The sequence below is a fragment of the Lysinibacillus sp. Ag94 genome (assembly GCF_023242215.1).
Classification (GTDB): Bacteria; Bacillota; Bacilli; order Bacillales_A; family Planococcaceae; genus Lysinibacillus.
In genome coordinates this window covers 643,044-664,405 of sequence record NZ_CP096780.1, presented here as the reverse complement: position 1 = coordinate 664,405, position 21,362 = coordinate 643,044, and the positions used below count along the sequence as shown (strand labels likewise).

Annotated in this window: 22 protein-coding genes and 1 other annotated feature; of the genes, 6 read left to right on the top strand and 16 right to left on the bottom strand. The window is 37.8% G+C overall.

From position 1 onward, the window contains the following. Positions 1–417 precede the first annotated feature (417 nt). From MY533_RS22225 to MY533_RS02880, 5 genes are all read right to left on the bottom strand, one after another. On the bottom strand, positions 418–624 hold the full coding sequence (locus MY533_RS22225) for a YjcZ family sporulation protein (RefSeq protein ID WP_305883982.1): 207 nt from the start codon (positions 622–624) through the stop codon (positions 418–420). A 65-nt stretch (positions 625–689) separates the two neighbouring features. Continuing rightward, entirely contained in the window at positions 690–1,049 is a 360-nt protein-coding gene (gene spoVAE, locus MY533_RS02895; protein ID WP_248719137.1) for a stage V sporulation protein AE, read from the bottom strand. Between the two features lie 18 nt (positions 1,050–1,067). Beyond that, entirely contained in the window at positions 1,068–2,063 is a 996-nt protein-coding gene (locus tag MY533_RS02890; protein WP_248717961.1) for a stage V sporulation protein AD, read from the bottom strand. Then, positions 2,057–2,512 (bottom strand): stage V sporulation protein AC, encoded by a 456-nt coding sequence (gene spoVAC / locus MY533_RS02885; protein WP_248717960.1) that lies wholly within the window; start codon positions 2,510–2,512, stop codon positions 2,057–2,059. The genes MY533_RS02890 and spoVAC overlap by 7 nt, the downstream gene beginning before the upstream one ends. Beyond that, positions 2,512–2,916, bottom strand: a complete 405-nt coding sequence (locus MY533_RS02880; protein WP_248717959.1) for a YhcN/YlaJ family sporulation lipoprotein — start codon at positions 2,914–2,916, stop codon at positions 2,512–2,514. The genes spoVAC and MY533_RS02880 overlap by 1 nt, the downstream gene beginning before the upstream one ends. Before the next feature lie 134 nt (positions 2,917–3,050). On the opposite strand from MY533_RS02880, the gene MY533_RS02875 reads away from it, so the two are divergent. Beyond that, a complete protein-coding gene (locus MY533_RS02875) occupies positions 3,051–3,575 on the top strand; it encodes a CotY/CotZ family spore coat protein (protein ID WP_132363913.1) in 525 nt (174 codons plus the stop codon). 64 nt (positions 3,576–3,639) lie between these two features. Here the strand turns inward: MY533_RS02875 and MY533_RS02870 are convergent, their stop codons facing one another. The 6 genes from MY533_RS02870 to MY533_RS02845 all read right to left on the bottom strand — a co-directional run bounded on the left by MY533_RS02870 (position 3,640) and on the right by MY533_RS02845 (position 8,757). Further along, complete coding sequence (locus MY533_RS02870) at positions 3,640–4,041, bottom strand: hypothetical protein (protein ID WP_248717958.1); 402 nt, start codon at positions 4,039–4,041, stop codon at positions 3,640–3,642. A 53-nt stretch (positions 4,042–4,094) separates the two neighbouring features. Further along, positions 4,095–5,471, bottom strand: coding sequence for a magnesium transporter (gene mgtE / locus MY533_RS02865; RefSeq protein ID WP_132363917.1), 1,377 nt, complete (start codon positions 5,469–5,471; stop codon positions 4,095–4,097). A gap of 467 nt (positions 5,472–5,938) precedes the next feature. Next, positions 5,939–6,874, bottom strand: a complete 936-nt coding sequence (locus tag MY533_RS02860; RefSeq protein ID WP_248717957.1) for an RluA family pseudouridine synthase — start codon at positions 6,872–6,874, stop codon at positions 5,939–5,941. Next, positions 6,849–7,643 carry an NAD kinase gene (locus MY533_RS02855; RefSeq protein WP_132363921.1) on the bottom strand — a complete coding sequence of 265 codons (795 nt, stop codon included), beginning with the start codon at positions 7,641–7,643 and terminating at the stop codon, positions 6,849–6,851. The genes MY533_RS02860 and MY533_RS02855 overlap by 26 nt, the downstream gene beginning before the upstream one ends. Beyond that, positions 7,640–8,311 carry a GTP diphosphokinase gene (locus MY533_RS02850; protein WP_132363923.1) on the bottom strand — a complete coding sequence of 224 codons (672 nt, stop codon included), beginning with the start codon at positions 8,309–8,311 and terminating at the stop codon, positions 7,640–7,642. Before MY533_RS02850 ends, MY533_RS02855 begins: the two co-directional genes overlap by 4 nt. 62 nt (positions 8,312–8,373) lie before the next feature. Then, positions 8,374–8,757 carry a UPF0738 family protein gene (locus MY533_RS02845; RefSeq protein WP_132363925.1) on the bottom strand — a complete coding sequence of 128 codons (384 nt, stop codon included), beginning with the start codon at positions 8,755–8,757 and terminating at the stop codon, positions 8,374–8,376. Positions 8,758–9,201: 444 nt separating this feature from the next. Here MY533_RS02845 and MY533_RS02840 point away from each other — a divergent pair, with 444 nt between their 5' ends. The 4 genes from MY533_RS02840 (at position 9,202) to MY533_RS02825 (ending at position 12,041) form a co-directional block, all read left to right on the top strand. Beyond that, entirely contained in the window at positions 9,202–9,792 is a 591-nt protein-coding gene (locus MY533_RS02840; RefSeq protein ID WP_248717956.1) for a CYTH domain-containing protein, read from the top strand. A 33-nt stretch (positions 9,793–9,825) separates the two neighbouring features. Next, positions 9,826–10,614 (top strand): lytic transglycosylase domain-containing protein, encoded by a 789-nt coding sequence (locus MY533_RS02835; protein WP_248717955.1) that lies wholly within the window; start codon positions 9,826–9,828, stop codon positions 10,612–10,614. A 217-nt stretch (positions 10,615–10,831) separates the two neighbouring features. Beyond that, positions 10,832–11,239 (top strand): globin domain-containing protein, encoded by a 408-nt coding sequence (locus MY533_RS02830; protein ID WP_132363931.1) that lies wholly within the window; start codon positions 10,832–10,834, stop codon positions 11,237–11,239. Next, positions 11,232–12,041: a DsbA family protein gene (locus tag MY533_RS02825; protein WP_132363933.1), complete on the top strand. Its 810-nt coding sequence runs from the start codon at positions 11,232–11,234 to the stop codon at positions 12,039–12,041. The genes MY533_RS02830 and MY533_RS02825 overlap by 8 nt, the downstream gene beginning before the upstream one ends. 447 nt (positions 12,042–12,488) lie before the next feature. Here the strand turns inward: MY533_RS02825 and pepF are convergent, their stop codons facing one another. The 4 genes from pepF to spxA all read right to left on the bottom strand — a co-directional run bounded on the left by pepF (position 12,489) and on the right by spxA (position 17,134). Beyond that, positions 12,489–14,300, bottom strand: a complete 1,812-nt coding sequence (pepF, locus tag MY533_RS02820; protein ID WP_248717954.1) for an oligoendopeptidase F — start codon at positions 14,298–14,300, stop codon at positions 12,489–12,491. Between the two features lie 48 nt (positions 14,301–14,348). Next, the gene (locus MY533_RS02815) at positions 14,349–15,467 is read right to left on the bottom strand and encodes a competence protein CoiA (RefSeq protein ID WP_248717953.1); all 1,119 of its coding nucleotides are present in this window, start codon (positions 15,465–15,467) and stop codon (positions 14,349–14,351) included. Positions 15,468–15,633: 166 nt separating this feature from the next. Then, complete coding sequence (gene mecA / locus MY533_RS02810; protein WP_248717952.1) at positions 15,634–16,302, bottom strand: adaptor protein MecA; 669 nt, start codon at positions 16,300–16,302, stop codon at positions 15,634–15,636. 436 nt (positions 16,303–16,738) lie between these two features. Next, on the bottom strand, positions 16,739–17,134 hold the full coding sequence (spxA, locus tag MY533_RS02805) for a transcriptional regulator SpxA (protein WP_024362527.1): 396 nt from the start codon (positions 17,132–17,134) through the stop codon (positions 16,739–16,741). 592 nt (positions 17,135–17,726) lie between these two features. Next, positions 17,727–17,961, top strand: a binding site (T-box leader). A 335-nt stretch (positions 17,962–18,296) separates the two neighbouring features. Here spxA and trpS point away from each other — a divergent pair. Then, positions 18,297–19,286 carry a tryptophan--tRNA ligase gene (gene trpS / locus MY533_RS02800; RefSeq protein ID WP_248717951.1) on the top strand — a complete coding sequence of 330 codons (990 nt, stop codon included), beginning with the start codon at positions 18,297–18,299 and terminating at the stop codon, positions 19,284–19,286. 821 nt (positions 19,287–20,107) lie between these two features. Here trpS and fabF read toward each other — a convergent pair. Next, positions 20,108–21,349, bottom strand: a complete 1,242-nt coding sequence (gene fabF, locus MY533_RS02795) for a beta-ketoacyl-ACP synthase II (protein ID WP_248717950.1) — start codon at positions 21,347–21,349, stop codon at positions 20,108–20,110. Positions 21,350–21,362: the final 13 nt, after the last annotated feature.

Below are 21,362 nucleotides of genomic sequence, written 5' to 3'. Positions count from 1 at the left end.
TTAAAATTCACATTTATTCCTACTGTTGTTCTCATGCACGAACCATATGACAACTAGTGAAGGCTTTAAACTTTATTCAGAAAATCGAGCTCTCTGAAGAAAAGCTAAAGCCTCTATCTACTGTCACAATCAATTATGCCTCGGCATATTGGCTTTGGCTTAGGCCTGCACGATGCAGGTCAGTTAGCCGTTATCACATGGATGCGATGATTTTAGGCTAACATATTCCGAAACATCCGCCGGAGGCTTTGGTCCAACACGATGTTGGTCACTCAGTCGTTGCCACAGGACGTGGCGTTCTTAGACTGAGTTCCTCTATTTCAGCAAATGTTTGGACATCCGCTAAAAATAGCTAAACCCGCATTCATCTCACCACCGATAACGGTGGGAGACTTCTGCTAAAAGAAGTTAATCAAATTATATGCAAGCAGCACCTACAATGATCAGAAGAATGAATAGGACAACAATTAAAATAAATGTTGAACTATGTCCATGTCCGTAACCATAGTAACCGCCGTCATAGCAGCCGTCATGGTGACCGCCATAGTAACCTCCATAATCTCCTCCGTAACAACCATCAGCATGCCCTCCATACGGATGCGCACCCCAGCCTTGATATCCCATAAAAATACCCCTCCCTTCTACAACCTATCATATGTTAGCGTTGTAAAAATGGGTGGGGTATTCGTCTAATCAACATTTCCTTTAGGTTTAAATATTAATGCTCCGATAAAGCCAAAAACAACTGCAGAACTGATTCCTGAGCTTGTCACCTCAAACATTCCCGTTAACACACCTACAAGCCCATGTTTTTCCGCTTCAACAATTGCACCTTGCGTCAAGGAATTTCCAAAAGATGTAATAGGAACAGTTGCTCCGGCACCAGCAAAATTAATGAGTGGTTCATACAAACCCATTCCGGAAAGAATAGCACCAGCTACGACTAGAGTACTCAATGTATGTCCAGGTGTTAATTTACCAAAATCCATTAATAATTGACCTATGGTGCAAATAATGCCTCCTACAAAAAATGCAATCACAAATGTCATAAACATAGTTTTTTCGCCTCATTCCATTGTAATTTCAATCGCATGCGCCGTACAGGGGATTGTCTCGCCCTGTTGAAATGTAAGCGGAGACAATAATGCTCCTGTCGCCACAAGAAGGACTCGTTTATAGGTACCTGCTCGCATCTGTTGAATCACATAACTAAAAAAAACAGCTGCCGAACAACCCGCGCCACTTGCACCAGATTGGAATGTTTCATCCTGTCCATAAAACTCTGCACCTGCATCACGTAAAGGTTGTAACTCCTCACTCTTTATGCCACTTTCAAGAAACATACCTTTTAGAAGTTTTAAGCCAAGCTGACCTAAATCACCTGTTAAAATTAAATCATAGTGGTAAATTTTTTGATTACGCTGTTCTAAATGTGATTGAATCGTCTGAAAAGCAGCTGGTGCCATCGCTGCGCCCATGTGAAATGGATCATCCATACCGTAATCAACCGATTTTCCAACAGTTGCTGCTTCAATTGAAGGGTATTCTTCATGATGTTTACCAACTAGAGCATATCCTGCAGCCGTTACGGTCCATTGAGCTGTTTGGGGCTTTTGTGAGCCATAATCGATTGGATAGCGGAATTGTCGCTCAACCGCATTGTGTTGACTAGATGCACCGGCTAGCGCTAATTTGGAGGCGCCTACTTCTGTTAAAAGGCTCGCAACAATTAATGAAGATATAGAGGTGGCACACGCTGAGAATAATCCGATAAAAGGAATGTCTAAATCTCTGGCCGCAAAATTGGTTGGTGTCATTTGATTAATTAAATCGCCGCCCATAAAATAATCAATGTCTGCGCTTTTCACGCCTGCTTTTTTCATGGCGAATTCACAGGCTTCTTCAACCATTTTTCGATGCCCTTGTTCATTTGTTTTCATTTGCCAACGTTCATCATCGAAGGTCGCATCAAAATATTGACTAAATATACTACGTTTCTCTAGTGGACCAGCTACCACACCACCTGCTATTAAGGAAGGCTTCGATTGAAAGACAATTACCATGAAACCACTCCTATCGTCACAAGAATGAATTTAATAAGTGCTATAAAAAAGGCGGAGACAACACCAAATAATACAACTGATCCAGCTAATTTAAATATATTTCCACCGACACCAAGTACTAATCCTTCAGATCTATACTCAATGGCTGCAGAAACAACAGCATTACCAAACCCTGTTACAGGTACAGCGGATCCAGCTCCAGCAAATTGACCAATTTTTTTATATAAGCCAACCCCTGTTAATATCATGGCGAAAAATATTAATGTTGCAACTGTTGGATTTCCGACTGTCGCTTCGGTAAAATCAAAGAATATCATATAAAAAAGGGATACGGCCTGTCCGATTGTACAAATAAGTCCACCTACTAGAAACGCCTTTGCAACATTTTTAAAATAAGGCGGTTTTGGCGTGACATTTTGCTCTAATTGCTGATATTGTTCCTTTTCCATTATGTTTCCTCCTTTGCTAGATTTTTCAATTTCTTAATTTTATCTTTCAGCTTATTATCTTCAATTTGTTCCCTTTTTATTTTATTGGCTTCATAAAATATTTTATAATCAGCTGAGACAAAAACATCTTTGTTTGGATATTTTTCATCAAATTTCTTTTGCAACTTTTTCTCTAATTTAGTCTTTTTCCACTTATCCCACGGTTTAATTTGCACAGCCACAAGCATACTATTGTCATATTGAATAACCGTTGTTTTGTCTACAAATTTCTGTTCTTTTAAAATGGCTTCAACTTCCTTTTCATTTTCCGGTGAACCATAGACAATAAATTTTTCTTTTTCACCGCAACCACTTAAAAGCGATAAACTGACTAATAGAGGTAACATTATTCCTAACAGCTTCAAGCTTTTACCCTCCTTTTCTTTAAAGTTTCTCCAACCATAAAAAAACTATTCATTTAACTATATATACGAAAGCCCGAGTCCAATTTTCAGAAGCACATATTGTAGAAGTAGTAACAAGGAAAGGAGGTGACAATATGGGTTGTGGTAAGCCAACAAATCCTATTGGACCAATCCATTCAGCAGGCTGCGTTTGTGACGTAGTACGCGCTATTTTAGACATTCAGAATCAAGCGGTGAGAGATGAATGTCAACCATGTACAGCTAACTGTTTCTTAGAACCACTTGGAGGCATTGTAAGTCCTGCACGCTCTCATGCAGATACACGTGTATTCATGTTAATTACAAAAGACGGTACTCCTTTTAAAGCATTTTTCAGTTCACCAACAGCAGATCCATGTATATGTACATCAGTATTTTTCCGTGTAGAAGATATGTTCGATGAGTGCTGCGCTACTTTGCGTGTTTTAGAGCCTTTATGTTCATTTGACTCCAGCGAAAGTACAGTAGATCTATTAAGTCGAGATGGCTGCTGTGTCAACATGAAAAAAATATGTAAAGTAGATGATTGGAATTCAACTGAGAGCTGTATCACTGTAGATTTATCATGCTTCTGCGCTGTACAATGTATTGCTGATGTTGACTTAGGGATTTGTGAATAGTCTCTTCACCTTTGACACACTACACATAAAAAAAGTGTACAGCATCCTCTGCTGTACACTTTTTTCATAAGGTAGGTAGTTGTTTACCTCGCCATAATACTTGATCTATATCCTCAAAATAGATTATTTCTTGCGTCTTTAATTCGAAAGAAGTAAGCATCAATGAATCGGTCTGTACATCAGATGCACCACCACGTAATTCTCTACCATCCTTTAAACATATAAGTAACGGTTGATAGGCTTTTTGTCGAAAAGGCTTCTCTAAAAATTGAAGCTGCTTTAGTAAATACGGATCTATTTGTACTTTTTCAACTGCTTCTTCTTTTTTTTCAAAAGTTTGCCCATTGAAATAGCCGTCCTTTATATACACTGACGTACTTTCATCCAATTCAAGCTCATGTAGCATCTTAGAAATATTTAGAAAATATGATGGTGATTTTATAAACAAGCGTGGCTCTTGACCCACATTACTCACTTCCCTTTTTTTCATACAATATGCAAAAGGAAGAAGTTTGGTTCTCAACCTATTTGACTTAAGAATACTGTCGCTAAACCTAAGTAAATTAAAATACTTGTAATATCATTTAATGTTGTAATGAATGGACCTGATGCGACAGCCGGATCAATCTTCATGCGATGCATTAGTAGTGGAATAAAAGAGCCTGCAAGTGTAGCTACTAAAATAGAACCACAAAGCGCTGCTCCTACCAGCATTCCAAGAATCAACTCTTGTTTCCAAACATAGATGATGCCGATCACAATTAACCCACAAACAACTCCAGACATTAAACCTGTACCGGCTTCGCGTAGTAGTAATTTTAGCTTGCTATGTTCTTCGACATCGCCTGTTGCAATACCTCGAATAGCTACCGCTAGTGCCTGTGTTCCACTATTTCCTGAAGTACCTGAAATGAGAGGGATAAACACTGCGAGTAACGCAACCTGTTCTAACGTTGCCTCAAATTGTCCCATCAAATTTGCTGTCAGCATCCCTAAAAATAATAATATGACAAGCCATGGTAAACGCTTTTTAGCCGCTTGAAACGAAGTTGTATCAAATTTATCCATATCGGAAATACCCGCTAATTTAGAGTAGTCCTCCGATGCTTCCTCATCAATAACGTCGATAATATCATCGACTGTAATAATCCCTAGTAATTTACCCTTATCGTCAATAACTGGTGTCGCTAAGAAATTATAGTCCTTCATAATTTGAGCAACCTCTTCTTGGTCATCCCCTGCGTGCACCATCACAACACGTTCATTCATAATCGAACGTATGAGGGTATCTTCATCAGCAATAATTAAATCACGAAGCGTAATAACACCTGTTAATCGATGTGCTTCATCAACGACAAATATATAATAAATGGTTTCGGCATCTGGCGCCTCTTTCCGTAAAATCGCCATCGCTGAACGAACAGTAGAATTTTCTGGTATCGCTACATATTCAGTCGTCATGATAGAACCAGCTGTACCTTCGTCATAGCTTAATAACTCATTTATCTCTTCAGCTATTTCCTCATCCATCATGCCTAAATAGCTTTCACGTTGTTTCGTATCCAACTCATTTAAAACGTCTGCAGCATCATCTGCATACATGTGAGAAAGCATTTCTGCACCATATGACGGATCCATTTCAGCTAGATACGCTGTGTATTCATCATCATCTATTTCGATTGCCTCAAAAATATCAGCCATTTCCGTCGGAGACAAGTACGAATAGATGGTCTTCCTTATATCAGGTTCCACCTTCTCATAAAACGTTGCCTGATCATATGGATGAAGCTCTAAAAACTCATCGCGGAATGCGTCAATATCATGTGCTTCGAGCATTTCTCGCAATCGTGCCTCGTCGAACTGCACTTCATCCTTTTCATTTCTTTCCTCTATCATGCTTGTCCCCTCCTTCCGAGCATTAAATCATTGATACGGGCAATGCCGTAAATCTACCTTATATATAATAGAATGTATTGTGCCCTTTCTGCAAACCCTTTTTTTACTACATAGCAACCTACATCATTACCCTATCTAATTGGATAAATCTAAAGGTAAATGTTTCTATTTTTCACCCGTTACGATAACGTGTGGTTGATTTCCGTTCCGGCTGTGCGCTTTGTGCTGCCGCTTCGCTTTCGCATAGAAACTAGCGGTACCAAGCCAAATAACCTTCTACATTACTATATCCTACAAACACTTTAACATGCTGTTAAGAAAAGACTATTCTTTTACTGAGCTGTAAAAATGATAAAGAGATGCCCGTTTGTGCGAACATCTCCTTACTTATATAACATATTTAGTAATAGTTTTCACTCTTAGTGAACTAATGAAGTCTCATTCATAGGTAGGTTTTGTGTCGAGCTTCAAACTAAGGAGTCATTCAATAATCTCTGCATATCTACATTTATGTTACTTTTAAATTGTAAACGCTCATCTGTCAAAGGGTGAAGCATTTTTAAAGACACACAGTGTAGAGCTTGTCTATTTATATGATCGCGACTTCCACCATAAAGTTCATCTCCAACAAGTGGATGTCCTATATAGGCCATATGCACACGAATTTGATGTGTACGCCCTGTGTGCAACTTTAACTGTATATGTGTCATCGGTTCATCCTGTAAATAAAAGTGCCTTAAAATAGTCACATCTGTATGGGCAAATTGACCGTCCTCGCGTACCTCTCGTTCAATGATACTCGTCTCCTTGCGTCCAATAGGAGCGATAATGGATTGTACATCTTGTGCCACATGTCCATGTACAATGGCTTCATATTGCCTAGAAATTTCTCCACTGCGCTGTGCAAGTCCCGTTAAATGATGAATATGAGCATGTTTAGCAATACATAGCAAACCCGAAGTATCACGATCAAGTCTCGTTACGATATGAGCAGTTGATGCTAGACCCTGTTGTTGAAAATAACCACACACTAAATTAGCTATGCTATTTGTTGGATGCTCACGCGAAGGAATCGTGCTCTGCTGTGCTGGCTTATCAAGCACTAAAATTGCTTCATCTTCATAAATAATAGAAATTTCACCATGTTCAACAGCGAGCCCTTCACTTTTTTCTTCAGGAGGAAATTTTACTTCAACTCGGTCCCCCATGCGAAGAGGATGTCGAACATTGCGTTCAACATCATTCACGGTCAGTAAGCCTCCATCAAATTTAATTGCCGTTAAAGCTCGCTTGGAGATGCGCCATTCAGTCAAGGCTTCCCTTAGTAGCTGACCATCCTTTTCCGCTATAAAATGCAGTGTGAATCTTGTATCCATTTTACTCATTTGCCACGAATGACTCATGTACACGTTCCCAGAATGGGAATGGACGGAAACGAGCAAAACGAACTCTTTCAGTTGCTACATTAAAAGCAATCGACTTTACATCACCTTGCGTAACTTGTAAATGATCAACAGTCATATTAAAGTTTTGTTCATTTACTGGACGTAAAACACAGTGATGGTGTGCTGGTAAAATAAGTGGAGAACCAACTGTACGGAAGACACGGTTATTAATAGATGCTATCTCCGTAATTTGGAGTGCCGCTAAAGTTGGGTGAATAATTGCTCCACCGAGGGCTTTATTATAAGCAGTACTACCAGAAGGAGTTGACACACAAAGACCGTCTCCACGGAAACGTTCAAACTGATTACCATTTAACTCAACATCCATAACAAGCGTGACATCCGGTGATTTTATAGTTGCTTCATTTAACGCTAAATACGTATTGGATTCTGCATTATGATGTTCCACCTTTACCTCTAGTAGTGGATACTCCACAACATTAAAGTCCTTTTTGGCAATGGACAAAACAAGCTTTTCTAATTCAGATGGCTTCCAATCAGCATAAAATCCTAAATGTCCCGTATGGATCCCTACGAAGGCAACCTGATGTAGCATATGAGCATATCGATGAAAGGCATGGAGTAAAGTACCATCTCCTCCAATAGAGATGACAATCTCAGGAGCTTCTTCATCATAAGTTAACCCAAAGTCTTGCAAATACGTTTTAGCTAGCTCCATTAATTCGTTCGACTGAGCATCTCTACGTGATTGAATGGAAAACTTCATTTTGTGTCACGCTCCTTCTCCGATAATAAATTAGGATTCGATGCCTCTTTGTATTCACTAAAATAAGCCTGCGCTTCTTGTATCTCACTACGAATGGACGACATTTCCTCATCCAATCGGAAGGCGGCCTCTGCTGCACTTTGAAGGCGATTTTTAATTTCCTCGGGGAACATGCCTTTATATTTATAATTTAAAGAATGCTCAATAGATGCCCAGAAATTCATAGCGAGTGTTCTTATTTGAATTTCAGCTAATACCACTTTTTTCCCTTGTATCGTTTCAACAGGATATTCGACTATCATATGATATGATCGGTAGCCGCTTGGCTTATTATGTGTAATATAGTCACGCTCTTCCACTACACGCATATCTTTACGTTGACGTATTAGTTCCGTAACTGTAGAAATATCATCTACAAATTGACACATAATACGTAAGCCTGCGATATCCCCTAACTCATCACCTAGCTGTTTGGAAGGCTCAAATGCGAGTCCTTTTTCTAATGATTTATCGTATATACTTGCTAAAGGTTTTACACGTCCTGTTACAAATTCAATTGGTGAATTTGCATTAACAATGCCAAACTGTGAACGCATACCCTTTAATTTTACTTTTAACTCATCTACTGCTTGTTTATAAGGACTTAAAAATATTTCCCATTGTCCCATCGCAAAAACCTCCCGACAATCGGTATGAAACAAAACCAACACCGTCTGTTCGTTTTGTCTTGTTATTCAGCAAGAATTGTCTTGAAGTGGTGTTCCACCGCTTGAACAAATTCCGCCCCATAATTGTAATTTCCTTCAATATTATACACGAGCATTTCTAGTTCATCGTAAAAATTAGTAAGCTCAATAACTTCTGTACCTAGTTGTAGCTTCGGATTTTGCTTTTTTTGCAAAATATGTACAAGTTCATCCCAACTACTCGGTGGAAAACGCAAGTAATGATAATTCTCTCCTGCATCAAGTAAATAAATGAACGCAAAGTCATCAGAGTCTGCTATTAATTGTGCAGCAGGTTTTAACTGTAAATTTGCTTCAATGTCGTTTAAACTAAAATGAAGTTGTTCGTTTTCAAAATTCAATGTTTCTATTGTATAAATTTTACGCACATGCGGTTCCCCTTTTCGTCGTACTCTTCTTCTTATTTTAGCATAGAGGGTAATTAGTTGCAGTGTGTAAATGTTAAATCAATTAAATAACGAATGAAACTTTTTATCATAGCGTGTGGTTGATTTCCGTTCCGACTGGGCGCTTTCCTGGGGGCGTCCGATGAGCCGCTTCACTCGCGTTGCTCGCTCCAGGGTCTCGGGCCAACACGATGTTGGTCACGAAGGCGTTATCACAGGATGTGATGCTTTTAGCCTTCGTTCCTCTATCGTTGATCCCCAAGGAGTCGCCCAGTCTCCACTACAATCAACTTTTAACAAATGTCATCCTAAAACAATTGGTAATGAGCCAACTAAAAAACTGTAACGAAAAGGAAATAACCAATTTCATATCAAATCATTTTCCTAATCAACACACTAAAAAATTAAAATAAACAGGTGATCATAATGGCACAAGAACTTGAAATAGAATTTAAAAATCTCTTAACAAAGCAACAATACGAACATTTATTGCAAGCATTTAACATTCCCGAAGATGCTATTCATCGCCAAACAAATCATTATTTCGACACACCTTCCCAAGCTATTCGAAAACTACAAAGTGGGCTCCGTATTCGACAAATCGGCAAATATTTTGAATGTACTTTAAAAGAAAAAAATGCAGAGCATGCTCATTTAGAAACAACTGACGAACTAACCGCTGAGCAAGCTAAGAAAATGCTTGTTGGAGAAGGCTTTTATGCCCAAGAGGTAGCAAAAAGACTAGCTCACTTCAACATTCCTTTAAAAAATTTAGCAGTTTTTGGTTCACTTACAACCGATCGTGTCGAAATTCCTTATAGGGATGGTCTTCTAGTATTCGATCATTCTTTCTATTTGCAGTGCGACGATTATGAGGTAGAATATGAATCAAAAGATGCAATAAAAGGAAATGCAATCTTCGACGAATTTCTACAGCAATATGGTATTGAAAAACGGGCTACAGATAAAAAAATCGCACGTTTTATGAAAGCATTACAAATGAATAAAGAACAGTAGCTTAACTAGTACACAAGAAAGGGTGACAATTCCTTGGATATCCAATCACTCAGAACTTTATTTGAGATTCAAGCATTACAAACACTAGGATCTTCAGAAAATTCATCGTCAAACAATCTTACAGACAGCAATTCTATCTTTTCTAATATGATTAGCGAATTGCTAGGTGACTCAACTACTTCTAATAGTGCAAAATTATCTAGTTTGCTCGGGGGTGTATCAAGCGCTTCGTCATTGATGAACCAGTTTAGTAGTTTAAATGGGTTAGCTGAAAACATGCAAAATAGTGCGTATCAATCATTACTTTATAAGGGTTCTAATGACGTCTTTATACCTTCCGCTGTACAGGCGGCATTAGCAAATACACAATCTAGTACAAAGCTTGACTCCTATGTTGCGGACAATGTAATTGGTTCAACAGCGTATGCCAATTCACTAGCAGGTGCGAACAAATACGCTTCGATTATTCAAAAGGCAGCAACTACATATAATGTACCAGAGAAGCTCATCGCTGCAGTGATTAAGCAAGAGTCTAATTTTAATTCAAGCGTGGTTAGCCATGCTGGTGCACAAGGATTAATGCAATTAATGCCAAAAACAGCGCAATATTTAGGGGTTACAAACGCCTTTGATCCCGAGCAAAATATTATGGCAGGTGCAAAATATTTACGTCAATTGCTAGATAAATTTGATAATGAACCTACATTAGCGTTAGCTGCTTATAACGCAGGATCTTCACGCGTAACAAAGTATGGTGGCATTCCTCCTTTCAAAGAAACACAGAATTATGTCAAAAAAGTGATGAATTACTACACAGCTTAATCGTATAAACATTGTTAATACAGTCTTTTTCGGCAAATTTCACCCGCGTGGTGAAATTTGTGCTTTTTTAGCGAAAAACATTTCGGAAGAGCGCTTTGTTTGTGTTAACGAAAAGACGTTGATAGAATGAAGGTAGTCACAAGAAATTCACATTTGTAAAGATGACCAAGTATAAAAATATACTTTACGATATAAAGAATTAAAGGGGCATTTAATTATGAATCGAAAATACACTGTTCCTTATGAGGAGCTGGGGGCTGAAAAGCTTTCAGAGCTAATCCATGCATTCTATAAAAGAGTTGCTCAGCATCCTGATTTAATTCCAATCTTTCCAAAAGATTTAACAGAGACAGCACGCAAGCAAATTCAATTTCAAACACAGTATTTAGGTGGACCAAATCTTTTTACTGAGGAGCATGGACATCCAATGATGCGTGCACGCCATATGAATTTTCCGATTACACCTGATCGTGCCCAAGCTTGGCTTGAATGTATGTCCGAAGCGATGGATGAAGTGGGGTTGGAAGGGAAGTTCCGAGAAACATATTATCAACGTTTAGTATTAACAGCTCATCACATGATTAATACACCAAATGACGATGAGGGGGAATTGTTACGTGAATAATATTCAAATGCTGCAGAAGCCAACTCTTGAGATTTCTACTGCTAATAAGCCTATTGAATTGTATATTTTCGTAGATCCACTTTGTCCAGAAGCTTATAATATGCAAGCCATTCTCCGTAAGTTACATTTAGAGTACAATCATTACTTTACATGGCGCTTTGTGCTAAGCACAGAGCTTGCCTCTTTGAATTGTTTAAGTAAACGTGTAAAAGGTTGTTTATCGGGTATTGAACTCGACATTAATCACCCTGTTTTACCATCTATCGCTATTAAAGCGGCAGAGTTACAGGGCAAACGTGTCGGTGCACGCTATTTGTCGAAACTACAAGAATATGTATTACTAAACCAACAAGATGTCAATTCTTATGCTACGCTGTTAAAAATTGCGGAAGATGTTCAATTAGACATGAATGAATTTTCTGCAGACTTTGGTTCAAAGGAAGCAGCACGTGCCTTCCAATGCGATTTATATATTAAACGTGAAATGGAAGTTGATGAAGTGCCTAGCATTGTGTTTTTCAATGAATGTATTGAAGATGAGGGTCTAAAAGTTAGTGGTAGCTATTCCTATGAAGTTTATGAACATATTTTACAAGAAATGATGGATGAACAGCTTGTGCGTCAACCATTGCCAACAATGGAGGAGTTATTTACAAAATTCCATACACTTTCAACAAATGAAGTAGCTTTCATCTACTCATTAACAGAACAAACAGCTGAACGCGAATTAAAAAAGCGTATGCTACAACAAAAGATTGAACGAATTCAGACAAATCACGCTACACTTTGGCGTATTAAATAAAGCAATTATACTATAATACTAAGCTCCTACTAATAAAAGCAAGTGAAGAACAAAACTTCGCTTGCTTTTATTTGTCTTTTTTAGATTCAGCTCTATTTATTTATCGAACATTTTCTAAAAATAAAAGAAGCGCCACTATCCTCGACAGATAGTGACGCCTCTTTTTCACAAAGGGGATGGGAGAAATGTTCACGTTCAAACAAAGGGGTGTATGTTTGTTTTGTGATTTATTTCACATGAATCAATTTATCACGGAATAGTAAATATAGCAACAAGTCCGTTGATAGATTCACAAATTTGTCAAATAGAAAGCGATTACAAACAGTATTTTTTCAAGATACATCTTTTAAACCATTTAGAAATCAAAAAAAATCATTATTCCTTAATTTTTTATTATTCAATTAATCATAGAAAAAAGGCTGTAGTGAATTCCTACAGCCTTCGAAATTAATTATTCAACAATAATTTCTCTAACTCATTTAAACGTTCTTCAAATACTTTACATGCATCATCAATCGGTTTAGCAACGTTCATATCAACACCTGCTGCCTTCAATACCTCGATCGGAAAATCAGAGCAACCTGCTTTTAAGAAGTTATTAATATAACGTTCTACAGCTGGTGTACCCTCTTCTAAAATCTGTTTACTTAATGCTGTTGCAGCTGATTTACCTGTAGCATATTGATACACATAGTAATTATAGTAGAAGTGTGGAATACGAGCCCATTCTAAGCCGATTTCCTCATCTACAACAATATCCTCGCCGAAGTATTGTTTATTTAAATTATAGTAAACCTCTGTTAAACGCTCCGCTGTTAAAGATTCACCATTCTTATCCATTTGGTGGATTAGGTGTTCAAATTCAGCAAACATCGTTTGTCTGAAAACAGTACTTCTGAAGCCATCTAACCAATGATTTAATAAATAAATTTTCTGTTGTGGATCTTCAATTGTTTTCAGTAAATAATCATTTAACAGTTCTTCATTACATGTCGAAGCTACTTCAGCCACAAAAATAGAATAATCACCATAAACAAACGGCTGATTTTTACGTGAATAATAACTGTGTACACTATGACCAAATTCATGAGCTAGTGTGAACAGATTATTAACATTGTCCTGCCAGTTCATTAAAATATATGGATTCGTTCCATAAGCACCTGAAGAGTACGCACCACTGCGTTTCCCTTTGTTTTCTAAAACATCCACCCAACGGTTATCAAGTCCATCCTGAACAATGCCTTGATATTCCTCACCTAATGGCGCTAAAGCTTTTACTAAAATATCCTTCGCCTCGTCGTAAGGGACTTTCATATCAACTTCCTTAACGAGTGGGGCAAATAAATCCCACATATGCAGTTCGTCCACACCTAAAAGTTTCTTACGTAATGAGATATAGCGCTGCATAGCTGGTAAATGCTTATGGATTGTTTCTACTAATTGGTCATAAACACTTTCTGGAATGAAGTTGTTAGACAGTGCTGCGTGGCGTGCAGAATCATAATTACGGATACGTGCGTTTACATTATGCTTTTTAACATTGCCAGTTATTGTAGTCGAAAACGTATTTTTAAAGTTACCGTAAGTTTCATACATTGCTTTAAAGGCATTTTCTCGAACAGTGCGATCTTTACTTTCTAGAAACTTAATATAGTTACCGTGTGTTAGTTGCACTTCTTCTCCATCTTCATTTTTCACTTTAGGGAAGACTATATCTGCGTTGTTTAACATACTAAATGTATTTGAAGCAGTACCTGTAACCTCAGACATTTGTGCCAGTAATGCTTCCTGTTCTGCTGGTAAAACGTGTGGACGGGCCATCGTTATCTCTTTTAAAGATTGCTTATACAGTTGTAAGTCTTTGTTTTCTGCTAAGTAATGTTCTATTGTTTCTTCACTTAATGATAAAATCTCAGGTGTTAAAAACGATAGAGCAGCTGAGATACTAGTCGCTAATGTTTGAATACGACTATTCATATCCTGGTAGAAGCTATTTGTCGTATCTTGGTCATAACGCATATGAGCGTACGTATAAAGCTTCATCGTACGTTGGTAAATATCATCGTGATAAGTTAGAACCGCTAATAATGCATCTGCTCCATTTTTTAAAGTACCTACATAGCTAGATGCCTTTTTTGCCATTTCTCCAACTTCTTTATACTCTTCTTCCCAAAGTGCGTCAGTTGCAAATATATCCTCCAAGCGCCAAGTTAACTCTTCTGGAACTTCGTTTCTTACTAAAATTTGATTACTAGCCATGCGCCAGCCCCCTTAATATGTTAGCTTTTCCTATACTCTCATATTTTCTCAGTATATTGTGGCAATTGCAAATAAATGTGCGTACATTTGCTCACAAATATTAGAAAAACGATCTTCTTTATAACTTTCCGCCAGCACCATTCCATAATTTTTGATTGCTTGTACCGCTTGATTTGTTACCGCTACATTTTGTTCGGTTAAAAACGATCGAATAGTTCTCTCGTCTAATTGATGAGGTTCTAATTGTAATCGACGACAAAAATAAAGAAAAATCGTTTGCCACTCAATAGAAAACATCGGTATCGCTTCTGCACTTTTTACCGGAACACCTACGTAATCAGGCATTGCAGTTAAAGTAAAGCGTAACTCATAATTACTTCGTAAAAATGAATCTTGTACCCCATTTTTACTATGTAATAATCGTTGGTATACGAATTGCTTACAATGCTTTTTATAAAGCTGCCAATAAAGTTGAAATTCTTCTTTCGTAATTGGCTTAGGCTCATAAAAAGGGAAATGTTGCTTGTTAATCGTCAGTTCCTGTACTTTGCCTATAAAAGTATGCCCCTGAACATGAAGAAGATTCGTCCAATAAATAAATCTCGATGTGTTTGCATCATAGGTCACCAAATAAGCCAAGCCTTGTGCTGTAACATTTATTATCTTTTGCATAATTGGAGAAATAGAAATTTTTTGAATACCTTGTGTAGATTGTTTTTGAGGTGTTTGAAAAAGCCACAATGGCTGAATAAAATTTTTCTCATATCCAGATGTACGCAATTGCCACTTTTCATGTGAAATTGTACTACATTGAAATTCAATAGCAATATGCTGTCGCTCCTTTATTAGAAGCATATCTGGTCGCTGGGCAAGTTTCTGTAAATAAGGCTCCAGCTTTACTGTATGCCCGAGTTTTTTCAGCCATTCAAATAATTGTACTTTCCCTTGTAAATGAAGTTTTGATTCACCCTCTGCAAATAACCGCTCACAGCTACTATTAGCAATATGGGCGAAATGCGGGATATTATATTGACCAATCTTTAATTGGACGGGCTGTTGGCATTGGGGACAATAAAATTTCATCTGCCGCCTATATCGTTGTAATGCTTCCCTTGAATATTCGTATGGGAGGAAAATCTGCTGAAGCTCGTTATAGGCCATAAGCATAAAATCATCTCCTTTTCGATTAATTGTAAAGGAGTGTTTTAATAGCAACAAATAAAGAACGGCTTTTTCTTGAAATTTTAATTTTGAAATAAAAAGACTGTAAACAAACTTGATAATCACCAAGTTTGTTTACAGTCCAGTCACTCCAATTCAAGTACTCAATACTTTAAATAAAATATTTTCGTACTGTTTCAAAACAATTAAATTCCATAATTTTTTCGCCATATTCCTCTAAGCGATGGATTGTGAAATTTGATGGTATTAAAAATTCTTTAATAACGGCATTTCTATCGTGATGATTTAGTTCTTCATTTGCGTTCGTAAAGTCAACTACCAGATAGTACCAATTTTCATATTTAAATAATGAGGAATCCACTAATTCATCTGTCATGCGTTTCGCTACTGGGATTAACTCATCAATATCTTTAAATTTATAAACATAAATATCTGTATCCATAAATAACTCTGACTCATCTAAGTCACCAAACTGAGTTAGTTGACTGAGAAGATCCTCTCCAACGTCCTCGAATGGGGCAAACATCTCTTTGTGTTCGCCAAATTGTGAAGAACCATCTAAAGTTTCACCGTCTTTTAAAATATGTGCACGTGTGACAATGATTTCTAAGCCTACTTCAGACGCATTGATATGAATCCAAATAGGACCTTCTACATCAAAGTAATCCTCCGTGTTTACTTCATCAATCATATCCCAAAAAAGTTGTTCACCCTTTGCTCGATTGTACCAAATTTCTTCACGACTATAGCCGCGATCCTCTATATCATTGTACGTAATAAAGAGCTTGAGTGTATTTTCGTTTACACGTTCGATGTCCACTAGACCTCATCTCCCTTCACTGTCATTTGTCGAAAAACAGTTTTGTTTCATTAGTATGCTTTTATTCATTGTTTTTAACCTCATACTCCGTTTTTGTTTTTCAACCTTTGACCACACTACAGTAAAACCGTTGAGCAACCGAAATCAAAAATTTATTGTCCACAGTTGTCTCTAATTATATTGTATGCTGTTCTGTCATAAAATGAAAAGGATATACACCGTTTCAACAGAAGATATTTGAATTATTGAAATTGTAGTAAACTATTAAGTTAAAATCAAGTTTAACATACTTTACGGAAATATATGACTTTTCCCTACTATTTATTATACTTTATATAGATGGTTTTACATAAGTAAAACACAAAAAAATAGATGCCACAATATGCTTGATGCATATGTAACATCTAATACTTATTCTAAGCACAATATGGAGATATTAGTTCACCATACGCTGTGCTTCTTGTAATTGATACGCACGAACTTTACGAGGTAGAAAACGACGAATTTCATCCTCATTGTAGCCAACTTGTAAACGTTTCTCATCTAAAATGATTGGACGACGTAATAAACCTGGATACTCTTGAATTAACTCATATAAACGTTGTAAAGGTAAGCTTTCAACATCAACATTCAGTTTTTGGAAAATCTTTGATCGAGTTGAAATAATTTCATCCGTACCATCCTCTGTCATACGTAAAATTTCTTTAATTTCACTAATGCTTAATGGTTCGGAAAATATATTACGTTCTGTATACGGGATTTCATGCTCCTCTAACCATGCTTTCGCTTTTCGGCAAGACGTACAACTTGGTGATGTAAATAAAGTTACTATCATACTGACACATCCTTTCCTTTTAGTCATTATCTATAAACCAGTGTGTTAAATTAGAATTAATGTAATGTAATCTACATACCATTATACAGTACTCTGTGATGTTTGAATATAGTTCCAATAAAAAAAAGAATAACCCTCTCACACGAAATTTTCTGTCTTTTTATATAACTTTTCAAAGCAGCTACTTCTTGGTATATCTAATGAACTACTAATAATATTCCCATTCGCAGCACATTTTAAACACTTATATCCGATTGTTTTTGTTCTCATTTAAAAATTTTAAACGAGAATATTGTCAGTTCAGTGCGTACAATATAGACGTATATTTACTAATATTGGTTGCATTTTCAAATAAATAGTTCATCACCATAACGTTTGTTTAATTTCCGATCCAACTGGGGCTTTCCACGGACGCTGAATAGATAAAAAAACTAGCGAAAATAGCATATAATTTTTTTTCGGTAATGAACACCGCCAAAAGTCTGACTTTACGCACTTGCATTTCACTGAGCCTTTATAATATAATTTTTTGCAATCAATCAATTATGTCTTTGGTGAGTTTACCTTAAAAGACTGTTATTGAACTAAATAAAAAACGCTGACGAAGAGTAGTACATTTGCATTTTACACGTTTAGAGAGTCTGTGGTTGCTGCAAACAGATCGTGTAAGCATTTGGAATGGACTTCCGAGTTAGCTTTGTGAAAGGCTTAGTTTCCTTACTGAAGTTTATTAGCAAAGCTCGTCCCCTTCACGTTACGAAGTAGAGTGGCCTGTTTAGGCAAGCTGGGTGGTACCGCGGATTCAAACATCATTCGTCCCTTCATTAGAGAACTAATGAGGACGCATGATGTTTTTTTATTTCGGTTTATCACCAAGAATTGTGAATGACTTTTATTAAAACGTCTATTACGAAAAGTTGATTGTAGTGGAGACTGGGCGACTCCTTGGGGATTAGCGTCACAGATGAGACCCTGGAGCGAGCAGCGCGAGTGAAGCGGCTCATCGGACGCCCCCAGGAAGCTTTGCTCTGTGCGAAAGCGAAGCGTCAGCTACAAAGCGCCCAGTCGGAACGGAAATCAACCACACGTTTTTGGTGACGACTCTTCATTTTGTCGTTTATGTAAAAATAAGGGACTTAAATTCAAGGAGGAAATGACAATGACAACTATTTTTTCAGGCGTACAGCCAACAGGTATTGTAACTCTAGGGAATTATTTAGGTGCGTTTAAGCAATTCCCTGCATTACAAGATGAAGGTGATGCTGTTTATTGTATCGTCGATCAGCATGCAATAACAGTGGCACAAGATCCAAAGGAATTACGTCAAAATATTCGCAACCTAGCAGCTACGTATATCGCTACTGGCATCGACCCTAAAAAATCTACATTATTTATTCAATCAGAAGTGCCAGCACATGCACAGGCAGGCTGGATGCTACAATGTGTCGCATCGATTGGAGAGCTTGAACGTATGACACAGTTCAAGGATAAATCCCACGGTAAGGAAAGCGTATCTGCCGCTCTACTCACATATCCACCATTAATGGCAGCAGACATCCTTTTGTACAATACAAACATTGTCCCTGTCGGCGATGATCAAAAGCAGCATATAGAGCTTACTCGTGATCTAGCAGAGCGCTTTAACAAACGTTTTGGTGACGTTTTAACGATTCCTGAAATTCAATTACCAAAAGCAGGGGCTCGTATCAAATCACTACAAGAACCAACTAAAAAAATGAGTAAATCTGATCCAAATACAAAAGCGACAATTAAGCTTTTAGATTCAGCGAAAGATATTGAGAAAAAAATTAAGTCGGCTGTTACTGACTCTGATGGTTTTGTGGCATTTGATGTGGAAAATAAACCTGGTGTTTCTAATTTACTAACAATCGAATCTGCGATTTCAGGCGTATCTATTGACGATCTTGTAAAAAAATACGAAGGCGTTGGCTATGGTGGTTTCAAACAAGGTGTGGCAGCAACGGTTATTGATCACCTAACGCCAATTCAAGAGAAGTTCTATAATTTGGTAGAATCCTCAGAATTAGATATTATTTTAGATGCAGGTGCTGAAAAGGCAAATGCAATTGCAAGTGCTACATTAAAACGCATGGAAGAAGCTATGGGCCTTGGTCGTACACGTCGCTAACAAGAAGACTTTATCATAAAGATGATTGTAAGAGCTTGGCCAAAAAGAGAGTAACGTAAGAGTTACATCTTATCTTTTTCATTTATCGTTTTATCATAACCAAGATCAAGCACAACAGCGCATAACACAACGGCTGATCCAATGGCCATATAAAATGCTGATGTTTGTGCCATGAACTTAAAAACTACTAGCCAGGAATAGCCGAGCGTCCGATAATTCAAATACAAAATGAGATTCCCTACTGAGAGAATCAATAAGCCGTAGCTCATTAAAAATAAAAAGAGTCGGAACAAGATAAGGGCATCCTTTCTATTTCTTCTTAATTATCATCTATTCACAAAACTATAAAAAAAGACGTCAGCCATGTAAATTAGGCTGACGTTTTTTTATGTTGTTGAAAGACTAATCAAACAGAATAGACTTATAGCAGTGAAGCGACTGTACATCTGTTGTTACTGCCACTATTTTTCCGCATATAAAGACGTTTTGCTGCAGAGCGGTTGATTGGAGTGGAGACTGGGCGACTCCTTGGGGATCAGCGATAGAGGAACGAAGGCTAAAAGCATCACATCCTGTGATAACGCCTTCGTGACCAACATCGTGTTGGCCCGAGACCCTGGAGCGAGCACCGCGAGTGAAGCGGCTCATCGGACGCCCCCAGGAAAGCGCCCAGTCGGAACGGAAATCAACCCCTCGTTTTGCGGAAAAGCCTTAACTTTATTTAATATGATGACACCTTAATTAACTGCCTGTAAAAGCCCGAATGGTGAATTATAAAAATCAGTGGGAGATGAAACCCCACTGATTAAAGTTTTACTTTATTATTCCTCGATTTTTTTGAATAGTAGACTAGCGTTGTGTCCACCAAACCCAAGTGAGTTACTCATAGCATATTTAATCTCTGCTTTTCGAGCTTCATTCGGTACATAATCTAAATCACAATCTGGATCTGGCTCTGTTAAATTAATTGTCGGTGGTAAAATGCCTTCTTTAAGTGCGAGCGCTGTGAAAATAGCTTCAACACCACCAGCTGCACCTAATAAGTGACCTGTCATTGATTTTGTAGAACTCATTGCAAGATTATAGGCATGTTCACCAAAGACTGTTTTTACTGCCTGTGTTTCAAATAAATCGTTATATGGTGTACTTGTTCCATGTGCGTTAATATAGTCTACTTGTGAAGCTTCTACGCCGCCATCAGTTAAAGCTTGCATCATTGCACGAGAAGCACCTTCTCCTTCTGGAGCTGGAGCGGTAATATGATGTGCATCTCCTGTAGCACCATAGCCAAGAACTTCTGCGTAGATTTTTGCACCGCGTGCTTTTGCGTGCTCATACTCTTCCAAAATAACAATACCCGCACCTTCACCGATGATGAAACCATCGCGATTCTTATCGAATGGACGGCAAGCTGTTTCTGGATCTGTATTTAAAGATAATGCAGTATTTGCGCAGAAGCCTGCTACTGCCATCGTCACGATTGGCGACTCTGCACCACCAGAAATCATAACATCTGCATCGCCACGCTCAATTACTTTAAAAGCATCCCCAATGGAGTTTGTACCTGAAGCACAAGCAGTTACTGAACAAGAATTAATGCCCTTTGCCCCCAAATGTATCGACACTTGACCTGAAGCCATATCTGGAATCATCATTGGAATAAAGAATGGACTTACACGTCTTGCTCCGCGCTCTTGGAATGTTAAAAATTGCTGTTCGTATGTTTCCATACCACCGATTCCTGAGCCAATCCAGACACCTGCTCGTGGTGCTAGTTCTTCATCGATTGTTAATTGTGCATCTTCCATCGCCATGATAGACGCTGCTAAGGCATACTGTGTAAAACGATCCATTTTACGAGCTTCTTTACGTTCAATATACTTTTCAATATTGAAGTCTTTCACTTCAGCGGCAATTTTCGCTGCGAAAAGATCTTTATTTAAACGTGTTAACTCGCCAATGCCAGATTTTCCTGCTTTAATGTTAGTCCATGTTTCTTCGATGCTATTCCCTAGTGGTGTAACTGCGCCAATTCCTGTAATTACTACTCGTCGTTTACTCATTGTCTTACTCCCC